General features: G+C 32.5%; 16 protein-coding genes. 15 read left to right on the top strand and 1 reads right to left on the bottom strand.

Going from position 1 to position 15845, the window contains the following annotated elements; translation table 11 throughout:
• Positions 1-62: 62 nt before the first annotated feature.
• Positions 63-2141 carry an outer membrane beta-barrel protein gene (locus AC23L6_RS04215; RefSeq protein WP_487562162.1) on the bottom strand — a complete coding sequence of 693 codons (2079 nt, stop codon included), beginning with the start codon at positions 2139-2141 and terminating at the stop codon, positions 63-65.
• Positions 2142-2266: 125 nt separating this feature from the next.
• On the opposite strand from AC23L6_RS04215, the gene AC23L6_RS04210 reads away from it, so the two are divergent.
• The 15 genes from AC23L6_RS04210 (at position 2267) to AC23L6_RS04140 (ending at position 15834) form a co-directional block, all read left to right on the top strand.
• Positions 2267-3625: a sensor histidine kinase gene (locus tag AC23L6_RS04210; RefSeq protein WP_487562164.1), complete on the top strand. Its 1359-nt coding sequence runs from the start codon at positions 2267-2269 to the stop codon at positions 3623-3625.
• A 5-nt stretch (positions 3626-3630) separates the two neighbouring features.
• Complete coding sequence (locus tag AC23L6_RS04205; protein WP_487562165.1) at positions 3631-4320, top strand: response regulator transcription factor; 690 nt, start codon at positions 3631-3633, stop codon at positions 4318-4320.
• A 213-nt stretch (positions 4321-4533) separates the two neighbouring features.
• Positions 4534-5472: a hypothetical protein gene (locus AC23L6_RS04200; protein ID WP_487562166.1), complete on the top strand. Its 939-nt coding sequence runs from the start codon at positions 4534-4536 to the stop codon at positions 5470-5472.
• Positions 5473-5511: 39 nt separating this feature from the next.
• Positions 5512-6063, top strand: a complete 552-nt coding sequence (locus tag AC23L6_RS04195) for a dihydrofolate reductase family protein (protein ID WP_487562168.1) — start codon at positions 5512-5514, stop codon at positions 6061-6063.
• A gap of 186 nt (positions 6064-6249) precedes the next feature.
• Positions 6250-6717, top strand: a complete 468-nt coding sequence (locus tag AC23L6_RS04190; RefSeq protein WP_487562169.1) for a DUF6265 family protein — start codon at positions 6250-6252, stop codon at positions 6715-6717.
• A gap of 142 nt (positions 6718-6859) precedes the next feature.
• Positions 6860-7132, top strand: coding sequence for a hypothetical protein (locus tag AC23L6_RS04185; protein ID WP_487562170.1), 273 nt, complete (start codon positions 6860-6862; stop codon positions 7130-7132).
• A gap of 155 nt (positions 7133-7287) precedes the next feature.
• The gene (gene pheT / locus AC23L6_RS04180) at positions 7288-9708 is read left to right on the top strand and encodes a phenylalanine--tRNA ligase subunit beta (RefSeq protein ID WP_487562171.1); all 2421 of its coding nucleotides are present in this window, start codon (positions 7288-7290) and stop codon (positions 9706-9708) included.
• 85 nt (positions 9709-9793) lie between these two features.
• Positions 9794-10186: a hypothetical protein gene (locus AC23L6_RS04175; protein WP_487562172.1), complete on the top strand. Its 393-nt coding sequence runs from the start codon at positions 9794-9796 to the stop codon at positions 10184-10186.
• Between the two features lie 92 nt (positions 10187-10278).
• Positions 10279-11562 (top strand): chloride channel protein, encoded by a 1284-nt coding sequence (locus tag AC23L6_RS04170; RefSeq protein WP_487562173.1) that lies wholly within the window; start codon positions 10279-10281, stop codon positions 11560-11562.
• A gap of 11 nt (positions 11563-11573) precedes the next feature.
• Entirely contained in the window at positions 11574-12146 is a 573-nt protein-coding gene (locus AC23L6_RS04165; RefSeq protein WP_487562174.1) for an HPP family protein, read from the top strand.
• Positions 12147-12256: 110 nt separating this feature from the next.
• Positions 12257-12796, top strand: coding sequence for an IS1096 element passenger TnpR family protein (locus tag AC23L6_RS04160; protein ID WP_487562176.1), 540 nt, complete (start codon positions 12257-12259; stop codon positions 12794-12796).
• A 52-nt stretch (positions 12797-12848) separates the two neighbouring features.
• Positions 12849-13244, top strand: a complete 396-nt coding sequence (locus AC23L6_RS04155; protein WP_487562177.1) for a four helix bundle protein — start codon at positions 12849-12851, stop codon at positions 13242-13244.
• A 78-nt stretch (positions 13245-13322) separates the two neighbouring features.
• Entirely contained in the window at positions 13323-14381 is a 1059-nt protein-coding gene (locus AC23L6_RS04150) for a nucleoid-associated protein (RefSeq protein WP_487562178.1), read from the top strand.
• A gap of 242 nt (positions 14382-14623) precedes the next feature.
• Positions 14624-14890, top strand: coding sequence for a DUF1660 family phage protein (locus tag AC23L6_RS04145; RefSeq protein WP_487562179.1), 267 nt, complete (start codon positions 14624-14626; stop codon positions 14888-14890).
• A gap of 47 nt (positions 14891-14937) precedes the next feature.
• The gene (locus AC23L6_RS04140) at positions 14938-15834 is read left to right on the top strand and encodes an ABC transporter ATP-binding protein (RefSeq protein WP_487562180.1); all 897 of its coding nucleotides are present in this window, start codon (positions 14938-14940) and stop codon (positions 15832-15834) included.
• The last annotated feature ends 11 nt before the right edge of the window (positions 15835-15845 follow it).

The following is a 15845-nucleotide window of genomic DNA, read 5'->3' as shown; positions in this document are numbered from 1 at the left end:
AGTATTAAAAACCCGTCACTTAGAGTATTTCAAAATTTATAATTTTGAAATGTATCAAGAGGTTATCTAATTCTCCCAGAATTTTCGTCAATACTTTTCTCCTTATATTCTTGATTTTTTATTTTCCCGAAGGAATATTTTATGGAGAAGGAAATCATATTCGAATCGGTATAATACACTTCTTTTGCCGAAACCTTATTGATGGTAAAATTTTCATAGTATTTTACTCGTCTGAAAATATCATTGTAACTTATGGTGCAATCAAAATGTTTTAAAAAAGTTTTGGATATGGCCAAATCTACTGTAAAAAAACCATTTCTTTCAAAAATGCCTTCTTCCCTATTGGTTAAACCCCAGCCTGTGAGCGATAATTCTATTTCTTTTGGAAGTTTAAAAATATGATTGGAATAATAATACAAATACGGTTTGGATGCATTTACTACTGATTGCTTATCTTCAATTTTATTTAAAATACAGCTTAAGGTATTTGTTGTCGTCCAAAATTTATGCTGAAACGGAAGTACCAATTCTACATTATAACCCGATTCTTTTTCAAAATTTGCGGTTTGAAAAGTGAGCAAATGTTGCGCTTCATCATAAGACGTTGCGTAATACACAGGATTTTTAATAGTAGTATAATTCAATGTAACTGATTTGTCTTTGTATTGGTATCCTAATGAAACAGCATCGGTAATGGTTGGGTTTAAATTGATATTATTTGACCAAACAAAATACGGATTGATATAAGCTGAAACCTGACTTGTAGCCGAAAAATTAGGTCTCGAAATACTTTTAGCATAATTAAAAGTAACAATGTTGGTGCTATCTATTGAAATTTCTATTTCCGTTTTAGGGAAAAGATTGATGTAATTTTTGTTGATTAGCAAACTACTATCTGATGAGTTTTTGCCTTTAGCAATAGTGTTTTCTGCTCTTAACCCAAAGGAATAATTTACTTTTTTGAAACTTCCCGAAAGATTGGAGTACCCCGCAATATTGGTTTCCTTATAGTTGTAATCTGAAAGTGTTATCGCACTCGGGTTTATAGTTTCTATATTAAAATCGGTTTTAGAATTCGCTTGAAGATAAAGTACTCCAAGTTCGAACTTCATTTTATTTTTAAATTCTTTTTCAAAATCGGCGCGCCCTGAATACACTTCGATGTCAATTTTCTGATTTCTATTTTGAGACCATTCAAAACTCGTGTCATTATAATTGTTAGAAATTACGCTCGCAATTTGTTGATTAAAGTTGGAATACTGAAAACCAGAAAACAGCTGTCCATCAATGCTTTTTATTTTATGATTGTAATTTAAAAATCCGTTAGTAAAATTTCTGTTTTCATCATTTGCATTCAAGGTGTTAATGAAATTACTGTCAGACTGTTCCTCATTATAAGTATCGGTCACAATATCAAAAATATCTTTTTGTACTCTTCGACTACAATTCACCGAGAAATAATCGTCTTCATTTATTTTGTAAAAAAGTCCGCCGCCAAAGACAAACTGTGGTCTTTTGGTAACAGCCGTGACCAGATAATTTGAAATAATAGCATAGTCGGGAATCGTGAAATTATTGCCATTGCTTTCCCAAACCTTAATTTGATTGTAATTGAAATTAGCTTTAAACTCCAGCTTATTCTTTTTTACACTAGAATTGATTCCGAAGTAATTATTAAAGTAGGTCTTGAACGAAGCATTTTCGGTAACATCCACTTTAAAACCTTCTTTCTTGCTTAACTTTCTGGTGATTAAAATTACAACTCGACCTTCAGCCTCATATTTAGAGGAAGGATTGTTGATAATTTCAATGGTTTTGATATCATCAACCGCTAGAGAATTCAAATCATTGATTTCCACTTTTTGATTGTCTATATAAAGTAACGGATTTCCTTTTCCGATGACCGTAATCGTTTCTTTGTCTGGACTCACTTGAATTTTCGGGAGTTTGGCGAGTAAATCCATCGTATTAGGAACTGAATTATAAATAGAATTAGAAACATCCACTTTAATGTTACCATTTTTAATAGTAAACGTTTTTGTTTCTTTTACAATTTTAACCTCGTCTAAGGTTTCTTGTTTTTCTTGAGCGAGCATTAATTGGCTAATGAAAAATACAATACAGAAAATCCCTTTTTGCATAAAATTAATTTTGGAACAAAAGTGACTTATTTTATGCTTACCGAAAGTTAATTGGAGGTTAATGCAAGGTTAAAAACAGCATTTACCAATAAATACCTTAATTTTGACAGACTGAAATCACATTGATGAAACAAAAAATTAATCTTTTAATCGGGTTTTCTACCTTAGTGTTGATAGGGCTTTCTGCCATACAATACTATTTGGTCAAAACCACTTACGATTATAAGGTAGAACAATTTCATGCTGAAGTAAAAGAAAAAATAGCCAAAATAACTAACGATTTCACTACTATTGATTCAACGATTTTCAATAAAAAAGACATCCTCTACAAGCGTTTGGCTCAAAATTACATTGATAACCGAAAGTTTAAATCTCGTTTCAAAAGAGAATTATTAGCAAATGAATACCGAGGAATCCTAACCGAGCAATTGCGAAAACAAATGGAACGTGAGTTTCAAAAAAATGAAATTGATTTTGCTGTTATCCTAAATAAGTTCATTATTTATGATAGCTCTCAAAAAACCGATACCCTATTCTCTGAAAAACCAGTTATCGAAAATGCTGTGTACGGAAACTTAACTTCCTTAGACCATGCTTTTTCTGTTAGAAATTATGTTGGAACTACTACAGGATTTAAAGATTCGAATTACAAATTACTGACCGAAGACACTTTATTTGTTTCTGTAAAAAATTGGGAAAAAATTATTTTAAAACGCATGGCGACCATCTTTATTCTAGCCGTTCTTTCGATGCTGATTTTAATTTCTCTTTTTGTCATTGCCATCAAAGCCTTGATTCAACAAAAGAAAGTGAGCGATGTCAAAACCGATTTTATCAATAATATTACTCACGAACTAAAAACACCGCTTACCACTTTATCGGTTACCACAAAAATATTAGAACGCAAAGAAGTCAAAGAAAATGATACCGTTTTTAACTCGCTCATAGAAACTATAAGGCGTCAAAATAGTCGTTTACAAAATATCATCGATCAGGTCATGACCAATTCATTGGGCTTTGAAGAAATTGAACTTCAAAAAGAAACCGTTAAAATCAAGTTGTTATTGCAAACTATTATTTCCGATTTCCATATTGCTTTCCCAAATGTGGTCATTGAATCCAATTACAACACTCAAGAAACGACTTTGTCATTAGACAAATTTCATTTAACGACCGCTTTGAATAATGTTTTAGAAAATGCTGTGAAATACGGTTGCCAAAATATAACTATTATTACTTCGGTTGAAAATGGTGTTTTTACTATTAGCATTAAAGACGATGGAATTGGAATTCCAAAAAACAAACAATCCCTACTTTTTGAAAAATTCTACCGGGTAGAACAGGGCAATTTGCACAATACCAAAGGGCTTGGACTTGGACTGTACTATGTAGACCAAATTATAAAAGCGCACCAAGGAACGATACAAGTCGTAAGCGATTTAGGAAAAGGAGCTTCGTTTACCATTAGGATTCCTTCAGCCTAATCGCTATGAAAAAAATTCTATTAGCCGAAGACGATTTTGATTTTGCCAATGTGCTAAAACAGTATTTAGAATTGCATCAGTATGCCGTAACTTGGGCAAAAGATGGTGAAGAAGCCCTGATGTTGTTCCAACAAACTCCCTTTCATATTTGTATGCTTGATGTCATGATGCCCAAAATGGACGGGTTTACCCTAGCCGAAAAAATCGTAACTATCAATCCTGAAATTCCCTTTGTTTTTCTCACCGCCCGAAAATTAAAAGACGACAAAATAAAAGGCTTGCAACTGGGTGCCGACGATTATATTGTAAAACCATTCGAGGCTGACGAACTCGTTTTGCGACTGAACAATATCCTAAAAAGAAGCGAACAAAAAACAACAACATCTTTTGCAAAAGAAAATCTCCAAATAGGCAATTATATTTTAGACCAGAGTCGGTTTCAGTTGCTTCACGAGAATAACATTCGCCAACTGACAGAAAAAGAAGTAGCCCTAATCCTGTTTTTACTCCAACATAAAAACCAAATCCTAAAACGCACCGACATCTTGCACGCAGTTTGGGGCAATGACGATTTCTTTTCCGGGCGAAGCATGGATGTTTTCATCAGCCGATTGCGAAAATATTTCAAAGACGATTCACAAATTACTATAGAAAGCATTCGCAATATTGGATTAGAATTTAAAATTTCCAACTAAACCTAACTCTGTTTTAAAAAAGGAATCTTTATATTTATGAAAATACACCAAGTTGCTCCTAGCATAGCTGTTTCATGAATAGGCTTGATTTTCTTGACTTATACTCTATTTTCACAATAATTTTTATCTTAGTAATCTGTTCGCAATTTGCTACATCATATCGATAGCAACAATTTTTTAGGTTAATAGCAACTTCAAATGAAAAGCATAGTTATGAAACAAAAAAAATTAATCCTTCTCTTTTTACTTCTTACAAGCTTATCCTTTGGTCAAAAATCAGAATGGATCCATTTTGATTGGCATGGAGAAACTATATTTGGCAAGTATTATGATAAAGTAGCCATAAGTCTGCCATTAAAAATAGAAAATCTGCCCTATCCTTTTTGTGGTCAATTTGATTTAGGCGCCACCCGAACCGTTTTATACGGAAATTCCTTGAAAAACTATTCAATCAACGCTATCCATCAAAAATTGGATAGTTTAGGGGAACCTTACTATCTCAACGGACACAAAGGAAACTTTATTAGGAATATCAATTTAAAAATCGACCAAAAAGATTTTCCAAAAACGGATGTCGCTTACATTTATGACTATGGAGATGAAATACCTAAAGATTCTATTCATTCTTTATCGCAACAGCTTATTGGAACTATTGCTCCCGATTTTTTTCAAAACAAATATTTAGTAATTGATTTCCCTAACCAAAAAATGCGAATTTATGACGAACTCCCAAATCAGTATAAAAAAGCTGACTTTGTAGACGTTTTAATGCGGAAAGGAAGAATAAAAATTCCTCTAACAATGGGTAATAAAACAGAATATGTGATTTTCGATACAGGAAATTGCTTGGGTGATTTATTATTAGATAAAGAAACTATTAATTCATTTACAAACCCAAATGAATCCGCAATTGAGTTGTTATCAGGAAAATCTTGGGGTCAGAATTACATCATTTATCAAAAAAACTTAGTAGCACCTATTTTCATTAAGAACAAAAAAATGTCAATTACTACCGCACAATTCACCAACTCGGACGATGATGTGCAATTCAATAAAGAAGAAAAAATTATTGGACTTATTGGACCTTTATTTTTTATTAATCAAACTGTAATTATTGATTATAAAAATCTAAAATTTGGAACACTAAAATAAAAAAATGACCGCTACTACCCATCTCAAAACACAATAAACATGAGAAAAGTAATTGCAGCAATTAATATGACACTCGATGGAGTTTGTGACCATACAGCTGGCATACCCGACCAAGATTTGCATCAACATTACACCGAACTATTGGACAGCGCTGGAGTCATACTATATGGACGAATAACCTACCAACTTATGCAATTCTGGCAAACACTGCTAAAAAATCCATCAGGAGAAAAATCAATGGACGACTTTGCAATAGCTATCGACAAAATACCCAAAACTGTTTTCTCTAAAACTCTCAAAAACACAGGATGGGATAGCGCCCAACTAGTAACAAATGATATTGAAAACGAAATTTTAGAACTCAAACAACAATCGGGCAAGGATATTTTAATTGGTAGTCGAAGTTTAATTATCCAACTACTAAATCATAACTTGATTGATGAGTTTCAACTTTGTATTCACCCAATGATAGAAGGAAAAGGTCTAAAGTTATTTGACAAAATAAACGACAGAATAATTTTTAGACTGTTAAAAACAAAAAACTTTAATTCAGGGGCAATCGTTCTTTACTATCAGCCAACACAAAAGTAAAAACAAACCGCTAACTATTTGCAATCCGTGTCCATAATCTTTAACCTAATAGCTCGTACTAGAGCAAGATTTTCTTAATTTCAAGTTCTATTAGAAATTTTTATCTTAGCAATTAATACGCTATTTGATCAGTGCCTAATTTAGAACTAGTAAGCCACTCGTTGCAAGTTAAACTAAAAAAACACTATGAAACAACTAATCCTATTTTTCGCTATTACAATTTGCTTGTCTTGCAAGAAAACCGAAACTGAAAATAATTCTGAATCAAATAAAACTCAATTTGATTGGCTCGTAGGAAAATGGAATAGAAAAAACGACAAGGATTCTAAGAAAACTTTTGAAAATTGGACTAAGAAAAGCAACACCGAATATCTGGGAGTAAGCTATACCTTACTAAACAGGGATACTGTTTGGAAAGAAACTGTTACCCTAACCAAAACAAAAAACACATGGCTGTTTGCTGTTAAAGAAAAAGAAGATCAACAACCTACACTATTCAAATTAGCTAAAGCTGATAATAGTTCATTTGTCTTTGAAAACAAAAACCACGAATTTCCAAAAGTTATTCAATACAAAAATAATGGCGATACCTTTAGCGCAATTGTTTCTGGAGGTGATATGACAATTCCTTTTGAATTTGAAAAACAAGAATAACATACAAATAGTTAGTGCCTATTAATTTGTGGCTTTCAGTTGCTTCCACTTTTTTTTCAGAAACATTTTTTATCTTAGTCGAGACAAAAAAGTAAAGCAACATTAAATCACACACATATTAATCTCTAAAAAACATAACGCTATGAACAGAATACTTGTTTTAATCACACTTTCAGACAGCGGAATAGAAACAATTAAGAGCACTCCAGAATTACCCATAAAGGAAATGGAGTTTGTTAATCGATGGAAACAAGAAAACATTTTAGAAAGCTTTTTCATTTCTGTTTCAAGAAAAGATGCTGTTTTACTGTTTCAAAATGTTGACGAAACTAAAACCAAGGAACTCATAGCAACTTTACCTTACTTTCCGTACATGTCAAAAATTGAATATCACAACCTGAACAAACAATTTTAGACAGTAATCAATGCTAAAAATTCACTACCGATTGTAATGTCTATCGTATAACCAACTAACAATCGAATGAAGATTTTTATTGATAAAAAAACTTTCTAGTAACTTTCCATAAAGAGACAATTAGTATATTTGCGCCATAAAAATTTATTCATACAATGCGTATCTCCTATAACTGGTTAAAACAATTTATTAAAATCGATTGGAAATCTGATGAAACGGCAGCCTTGCTTACCGATTTAGGTCTTGAGGTAGAAATAGTTGAAAAATACCAATCCGTAAAAGGCGGATTAGAAGGTATTGTTGTAGGCCATGTGCTAACCTGCGAACAGCATCCTAATGCGGACCGATTGAAAGTAACCACAGTCGATTTAGGTGATGGTACTCCCGTACAAATTGTGTGTGGTGCAAGCAATGTTGCCGCTGGACAAAAAGTTCCTGTAGCCACTATTGGAACGACTTTGTATGATAAAAATGGAACTCCTTTTCAAATAAAAAAAGGAAAAATTCGCGATCAAGAAAGCCACGGAATGATTTGCGCCGAAGACGAACTCGGTCTGGGAACCAGCCACGAGGGAATTATGGTTCTAGACAATTCTTTAAAACCAGGCACATCTGTAGCCAAAGTTTTTAAAATAGAAAACGACGAGATATTCGAAATTGGATTAACACCCAATCGTGCTGATGCCATGAGTCATTTGGGTACAGCAAGAGATTTAAGAGCTGGATTGATTCAAAGTGGTGTAAACGTAGAATTAATCACGCCATCAGTAAGTAATTTTAGAGTAGACAAAAGAACACTAAAAATTGATGTTAAAATTGACAATTCCAAGTTAGCGCCAAGATACTGTGGTGTAACCATTTCAGGAGTAAAAGTAAAACCTTCTCCAGACTGGCTTCAAAACCGATTAAAATCTATTGGTCTCACGCCTAAAAATAACATCGTTGACGTTACTAACTACGTTTTACATGAATTAGGACAACCTCTTCATGCTTTTGATGCTTCTACAATTAATGGAAAAATTTCAGTTAAAACATTACCCGCAGGAACTAATTTTACCACTTTAGATGATATTGAACGTAGCTTACACGAGGAAGATTTAATGATATGTGATGACAAAGGGCCTATGTGTATTGCAGGGGTTTTTGGAGGAAAAAATTCAGGAGTAACAGATAATACAATAAACCTCTTTTTAGAAAGTGCTTATTTTAATCCTGTTAGCATCCGAAAAACAGCAAAAAGACATGGTTTGAGCACCGATGCTTCCTTCCGATTTGAAAGAGGTGTCGACCCAACTATTACCGAATATGCATTAAAACGTGCCGCCTTATTAATTCAAGAAGTTGCTGGTGGAGAAATTACTTCTGATATTATTGATATTTATCCGAAACGAATTGAGGATTTCCCAGTTTTCCTAAACTATGCTAAGACTACAAAACTCATAGGTCAAGAATTACCAAAAGAGATTATTAAAAAAATATTAGCCTCACTTGATATTAAGGTAAATAGCTCTACTGATGCCGGTCTAGGACTTATTGTTCCTGCCTACAGAGTGGATGTGCAGCGAGAAATTGACGTTATTGAAGAGATACTTCGTGTGTATGGATACAACAATATCAATTTTACAAAAAAACTAAATGCGACGGTTTGTAATTCGCCCAGAACTGAAGATTATAAAATACAAAATATCATTGCCAATCAATTGAACGCTCTTGGGTTTCATGAAATGATGTCCAATTCATTGACCTCACCAGACTACATTGAATTATCTGAGAAACTGTTGAAGGAACACAATGTAATGATGCTGAATCCTTTGAGTAGTGATTTATCGGCGATGAGACAATCACTGTTATTCTCAGGATTAGAAACAGTTTCTTACAATAGTAACAGGAAAAACTCTGATTTAAAATTATTTGAATTCGGAAAATCCTACCATCATTTTTCTTCTGGTTATAATGAGCAAAAACACCTGAGTCTTATTGTTTCTGGAAATCGCGTTGCTGAAAGTTGGACAAACCCAGAAAAACCTAGTGATTTCTTCTTGTTCAAGGGATATGTTGAAGCTATTTTTTCTCGTTTAGGCATCAGTAAGGGTAGCTCAAAACCTGTTGAATCTGACGTTTTTGCTGAGGGAATAGCAATAGGAATTGGCGAAGAAACCCTAGTCGAATTTGGAACAATTAAAAAATCAATCCTCAAATACTTTGATATCAAACAAGAAGTATTGTATGCCGATTTTAATTGGGCATTGGTTTTAAAACTAATTTCAAACAAAATAAAGTTTGCCGATATTCCAAAGTATCCTGAAGTGAGAAGGGATTTGGCCTTGTTAATTGACGAAAATGTAACCTTTGATTCTATATATAAAATCGCACGACAAACAGAAAAATCTTTACTAAAAGACATCAATCTTTTTGATGTATATCAAGGTAAAAACTTACCCGAAGGCAAAAAATCCTATGCGGTAAGCTTTACTATTCAAGACAGTTCAAAAACATTGACTGATGAACAAATCGACAAAGTGATGTCTAAATTGCAGAAAAACTTAGCTACTGAACTAGGAGCAAGTTTGCGATAAATAAATTTTGATTTATTTACTGATTTTTTAATCTATTGTATTATTTTTATGTACATTTTTTAAAGAATCAGTAAACTTCATCAAAATGAACACAAAAGCGATATCATTACTACTGTTTGTTCTATGTATCAATACTATAACAGCACAATCTATTTTTGAAAAATGGCCAGAAATGAACGTTTTTCATAATGTCATGTCTCTAACATTTCATCCAACAGAAGAAAATAATTTGGAGCCATTGAAAACACGCTCTGAAGAGCTGATGAAAAAAGCAGAGAATTTGCTCAACTCAAATATTCCTGAAGAATACCGTACAAAGTCGATATTAAATGCTTTAGAAATCTTGCAAAGTAAAAGCGAAGCATTGAATAAATTAGTAGTTGCTAAAGCATCCGATGATGAATTGAAACAATCTATTGCCGACCTCCATACTCTTTTTCATGAGATTGTAGGTCTATGCAATGAAGAAAAGAAATAATTGCCTTCTAATTATAAAACAATCATAAAATTAAAACAACTTTGAAAAGTTTTGAAATGCTTTAATTACTTTTGATTTTCAAAGTATAAAAAATGAATTTCACTTTCCCTATTAAAGATAACATTCAATTTAGTACCTACCGAAAATTAATTATTGCTTCACTTTTAATTGGATTTTTAGCAACATTTTTAGCCATTTCGCTAAAACGAATGACGGAATATTACGAGAATATTTTCTTTGATGTGGCAAATAAACATCTTATTTATTTCCTTCTTTTTCCCTTTGTCGGATTATCCGTAATTTATTTTCTCCGACTTTACCTTTTTAACAACAATGAAAACAAGGGCATTAAAGAAATATTTGAATGTAGCAATTCAAAATCAAAAAATTTGCCATCCTATAAAATTCCTTCCCATTTTATTAATGGATTTCTAACCGTTATTTTTGGAGGTTCAACTGGTATTGAAGTGTCTACAGTTGTTGCATCAGCCACCATAGGTTCTGTGTGTCAACAAAAGGAAAACATATTCAAAAAATATAAAGTAGAATTGATATCCGCAGGAGTTGCAAGTGGAATTGCGGCATTATTTTGCAGTCCAATCGCTGGAATTTTATTTGCTGCAGAAGTCATCTCAAAAAAAGTAACCCAATCTTTTTTTATCATAACAATTCCTGCTATCACTATTTCTTCAGGATTACTATTTCTTTTAAACGAACAGCCTCTTTTTGCTTTAAAAATTTCTATTTGGAATAGTTATGCTATTCCGTATTTCTTACTTTTAGGAATTTTAGCAGGAATTCATTCTGTTTATCTTACCAAATGTGTTTTGTTTTTTAAAAGCCTATTTTTAAAAGTAAAAACTCAGTACACTAAAATTATTATTGGCACAGCCATACTGAGTATTTTTTTGTTCTTATTCCCAGAATTATATGGTGATGGTTACCACGCTATTCATTCTATTATCTTTTCCTCAAAAGAACATCTATTGACAATACCCTTTGCTTTAACGCTAATTGGGATTTTATTTTTAAAACCTATAGTAACCTCAGTGACTCTTTCTGCTGGAGGTGACGGAGGCGTATTTGCTCCTAGTTTATTTATGGGGGCTTTTTTAGGTTTACTAGTTGCAATGGTTTTGAATACTTTTTTTAACACCCATCTGATACTTGTAAATTTTATAATTATTGGCATGGCCGCCACGCTAAGTGCTAGTATTCACGCTCCATTTACAGCACTGTTCTTGGTCTGCGGAATTATTAATGATTACACTTTATTTTTGCCAATGCTTGCTATTTGTCTTATCTCCAAATACACAGCAAAGTTGATTTATCCTTTTACTGTATATTCATTTAGTCCAACCATACCAAAACTATAGATTCAATTGTTATGCCTATTAAGAAAATAAAACGAGGATATCGAAAAACCAGATACGTTCTATACAAAGAAACTTTGATAGATTATAAAGAACATTTTTGGGCATTTTTGGGCGCCTTTTTTGGAATAGGAATTATTGCTTATATGCAGTCCAAAACGTTTTTGCATAATGATGTTGTATTTTTAATTGGCTCATTCGGAGCTTCAAGCGTCTTGGTATATGGTATCATTCAAAGCCCTTTTTCGCAACCTAGAAATCTAATTGGAGGCCATTTAATTTCTGCTTTTATTGGGGTTACAGTTGCCAAATTTGTCCCTGATATTTTATGGATAACAGCCCCTTTATCAGTATCCGTCTCTATAGTTTTAATGCAAATTACAAAAACCTTACACCCACCTGGTGGAGCTACTGCTTTGATTGCTATAATAGGCTCTCCAAAAATTAAAGCATTGGGTTATTGGTACGTACTGTATCCTGTTTTGGTCGGCGCACTTATACTCTTTGTTGTGGCCTTAATTTTTAACAATAGTACAAAAAACCGACACTATCCGAATCGTAAAAGAAGCCATAAACTTAAAGGTTGAATACAAATCAGAGTAAAAAATAATTAGATTATTTTTTCATTTTGTTAATTACTTTTTTATCCAAAAACGGAATATAAATTTTACCTTTGGGCTTTTAAAACAAAACGATTATGGTTTATAAATTCAGGGTAATTCTCGATTCAGAAGACGATGTTTTTCGAGATATTGCTATACTTGAAGAGGATACTTTAGAAGATTTACACAATGCAATTGTAAATGCTTTTGGTTTTGACGGCTTAGAAATTGCTTCCTTCTACACCTGTGATAATCAATGGAATCAAGAGGATGAAATATCACTTTTTGACACAGGAGATGTTCCTGGTGAACAAAAAATAATGAGCGACTATCAGCTATCCGAAATTTTAAATAAAGAAAACACTAAGATTATCTATGTATATGATTTCTTAAACATGTGGACTTTCTTGGTAGAACTTGCCGCTATTGAAGACATTGTTGCTGGTGAAACCTATCCTGAAACTATCTTTTCTCATGGAGAAATGCCGATGGATGCTCCCGAAAAAGATTTTGAAGCCGATATGAAAGATGATATTTATGGTGATTTTGAAGATGATTTTGATGAAGAAGACTTAGACATGCTTGACGGAGGAGAAAACTTTGAAGACTACGGTTTTGAAGAAAATTGGAATTAGATTTTGAGTTTAATATTGTTTAAAAGTTTAAATAGTTTAAGATGTTTACTTGATGGCTACAATAAAAAGATTTGAGGATTTAGAAATTTGGCAAGAAGCTAGAAGACTATCAAAAGAAATTATTTTGATATCCAAAACCACCGAACTAAATAGGGATTTTAAACTTAAAGAACAAATTAAAGGCTCTTCAGGTTCAGTTATGGATAACATTGCCGAAGGATTTGAGAGAAACGGTAATAGTGAATTCAAACAATTTTTATCTATATCAAAGGGGTCTGCAGGAGAAACTCGTTCGCAACTGTACAGAATTTTCGATAATGAATACATCAATGAAACGCAATTAAATATCTTGATTGCAGAATATGAAAAATTAAGTATCAAAATCCATAATTTCATCACATATCTAAATAAAAAAGATTACAAAGGAACCAAGTTTACTCATTCCTAAACAAACTTAAACTATTAAACAACCTTAAACTTTAAACAATAGTAAGCTCTCAAACAAAATAACATTTTATACTACATAATGATAAACCTCTATAATACCCACATTGAAACACTTTCTATTCATCGTGTTGGGAACAAAAGTCGTAACGAAGCTATTTTTTTGTCTGAGCAACCCTATGCTCTAAATGATGAAATTACACCTCTACTAAAAGAATATTTCTTCAAGCCATTTCGTGAAAAAGAAGAAAATTATTTCCAATTTGCTCATGAAGTAGATTTAGAATATAACGATATGTACAAATTGGCTTCGGAACTATTTGAAAACCCAAGCAGTTTGCACGATGTTTCTAAAAAAATCACCAAACATCTATTTGAACAATCCAATCATCCGCACATTAAAAATGGGGAAGTATATATAGCCTATCTCACAAATCTTAACATTGATAATAATGTGGTGGATGCTATTGGTATTTTTAAAAGTGAATTACAATCTGATTTTCTTCAGTTTGAAGAAAAAGGAAAAAATCTAGAAATGATTCTGCAACACGGAATCAACCTCAACAAATTAGATAAAGGCTGTTTGATTTTTAATTTTAAAAAAGAAGAAGGCTATAAAATTCTCACAGTAGATAGTAATCGCTATGATGCACGATATTGGTTGGAACATTTCCTTTCTGTAGATGCCTTTGAGGATGAAAATTTTATCACCAAAAAATACTTGAAATTCTGTCAAGGATTTGCTAAAGATGTTGTTTTTCCAGCCGAAGATAAAAAAGAGGAAGTCATGTTCATGAATCGCTCTGTGAATTATTTTGCCAAAAACGATCAGTTTGAAGAAAGTAACTTTCTAAACGAAGTTTTAGATAACCCTGATTTGATTCCGGAATTTAAAAATTACAAAGTTGATAAAGGCGAAAAATACAGCATTGAAGATGTTACCACATTTCCCATAGCTAATGCTGCTGTCTCAGATGCTAGAAAGTCAATAAAAAACGTGATTAATTTAGATACACATATTCAAATAAAAATGGATTTTATCAATCCTGAAAGTGCCGAAAAGTATGTTGAAAAAGGCTGGGATGAGGAAAAACAGATGTACTATTATTTGGTGTATTTCAACAAAGAACAGAAAAGTTAATATGACAATAAAGCAAGCGTTTAGAAAATACTAAACGCTTTTTTTATCCTTTAAAAAAAGTCATAGTTATTTATTGACAAGAAACCACTATTTCCTAAATCATTGTAAAACAATCTTTTACAAAATTATTTATTTTGTAAGTATTTTAATATGATTATGTAAAAAACACGTACTTAATCGATTTAATTTGCTGTTTATCAATATATTGAATAGGTTTACCACTCAATATAAGCTTTCTAAGTATGTCTGATTCTAAAAACAAACACGTCACTTTTGGTGGAAAACTTTGGTGTTCCGTTTTTGGACATCGTTTCATCACTAGCAGAACTATTACCAATCATTTTAAAGAATATAAATGTTCTAAATGCAATTTGGAATTAACCAATGATGAAAAAGGGCATAAAATTTATCTAACTCCCGAATTAAAGGATATCACAACGAGACTTTGGTTCGTTTTTATCAAAAAAGACATCATTTGGTTTAAAATATATTTTTTATTTTTTAGGTAACAATTCCTTACCTTGTTCGTCCTATTTAAAATTAAAAAACGAACAGGTTGGAAACCATACTCTCAATACAAAATCTCAACAAACGCTTTGGAGCACTTCAAGCACTAAAAAACGTTTCGCTCGACATACACAAGGGTAATGTGTATGGTATTTTAGGTCCTAATGGAAGTGGGAAGTCAACTACACTTGGCATTGTCTTGAATGTGGTCAATAAAACTTCTGGAGAATACAGCTGGTTTGGTGGTTCTCTACCCACACATGAAGCACTTAAAAAAGTGGGAGCCATAATAGAACGACCCAACTTTTATCCTTACATGACTGCGAAAGAAAACTTAGAATTAGTCTGTAAAATAAAAGACATCAACTCAAGTAAGGTCGCTGAAAAATTAGAATTAGTAGGCTTATTAGACAGAATGAACAGCAAGTTCAGTACATTTTCACTTGGCATGAAACAACGATTGGCTATTGCCTCAGCCCTACTGAACGACCCTGAAATCTTAATCCTTGACGAACCTACAAATGGATTAGACCCTCAAGGAATTCATCAAATTAGAGATATTATTAAACTTATCGCTTCAAAAGGGACGACTATCCTACTTGCCTCCCATTTACTGGATGAAGTGGAAAAAGTGTGTACCCATGTTCTCGTTTTGCGTAAAGGGGAAATATTATATTCTGGTCGTGTGGATGAAATGACTGCTAATCAAGGCTTTTTTGAATTGCAATGCGATGATAATTCTTTGCTGAAAACCATTTTAAATAGCCATCCAGCAGTTGAAAAAGTAAATGAAGAGAATGGAAAAATAATTGTTCGTCTCAAATCATCTTTAGAAGCCGCTGATTTAAACCGTTATTTGTTTGAAAAAAGAATAGTCTTACATCATTTAGTTAAAAGAAAAAATAGCCTAGAAGAACAGTTTCTTGAACTGACTAAAAACAAATAATATTCATTGTT

Source organism: Flavobacterium sp. R1_16 (genome assembly GCF_057652095.1).
Note: the sequence above shows the minus strand (reverse complement) of the source record. Positions and strands in the feature narration are given on the sequence as shown.

Coding starts and splice junctions, on each gene's coding strand:
- AC23L6_RS04210 (WP_487562164.1), top strand. CDS start 2,267: ATGAAACAAAAAATTAATCTTTTAATCGGGTTTTCTACCTTAGTGTTG.
- AC23L6_RS04150 (WP_487562178.1), top strand. CDS start 13,323: ATGATAAACCTCTATAATACCCACATTGAAACACTTTCTATTCATCGT.
- pheT (WP_487562171.1), top strand. CDS start 7,288: ATGCGTATCTCCTATAACTGGTTAAAACAATTTATTAAAATCGATTGG.
- AC23L6_RS04190 (WP_487562169.1), top strand. CDS start 6,250: ATGAAACAACTAATCCTATTTTTCGCTATTACAATTTGCTTGTCTTGC.
- AC23L6_RS04195 (WP_487562168.1), top strand. CDS start 5,512: ATGAGAAAAGTAATTGCAGCAATTAATATGACACTCGATGGAGTTTGT.
- AC23L6_RS04200 (WP_487562166.1), top strand. CDS start 4,534: ATGAAACAAAAAAAATTAATCCTTCTCTTTTTACTTCTTACAAGCTTA.
- AC23L6_RS04175 (WP_487562172.1), top strand. CDS start 9,794: ATGAACACAAAAGCGATATCATTACTACTGTTTGTTCTATGTATCAAT.
- AC23L6_RS04215 (WP_487562162.1), bottom strand. CDS start 2,141: ATGCAAAAAGGGATTTTCTGTATTGTATTTTTCATTAGCCAATTAATG.
- AC23L6_RS04165 (WP_487562174.1), top strand. CDS start 11,574: ATGCCTATTAAGAAAATAAAACGAGGATATCGAAAAACCAGATACGTT.
- AC23L6_RS04155 (WP_487562177.1), top strand. CDS start 12,849: ATGGCTACAATAAAAAGATTTGAGGATTTAGAAATTTGGCAAGAAGCT.
- AC23L6_RS04160 (WP_487562176.1), top strand. CDS start 12,257: ATGGTTTATAAATTCAGGGTAATTCTCGATTCAGAAGACGATGTTTTT.
- AC23L6_RS04185 (WP_487562170.1), top strand. CDS start 6,860: ATGAACAGAATACTTGTTTTAATCACACTTTCAGACAGCGGAATAGAA.
- AC23L6_RS04145 (WP_487562179.1), top strand. CDS start 14,624: ATGTCTGATTCTAAAAACAAACACGTCACTTTTGGTGGAAAACTTTGG.
- AC23L6_RS04170 (WP_487562173.1), top strand. CDS start 10,279: ATGAATTTCACTTTCCCTATTAAAGATAACATTCAATTTAGTACCTAC.
- AC23L6_RS04205 (WP_487562165.1), top strand. CDS start 3,631: ATGAAAAAAATTCTATTAGCCGAAGACGATTTTGATTTTGCCAATGTG.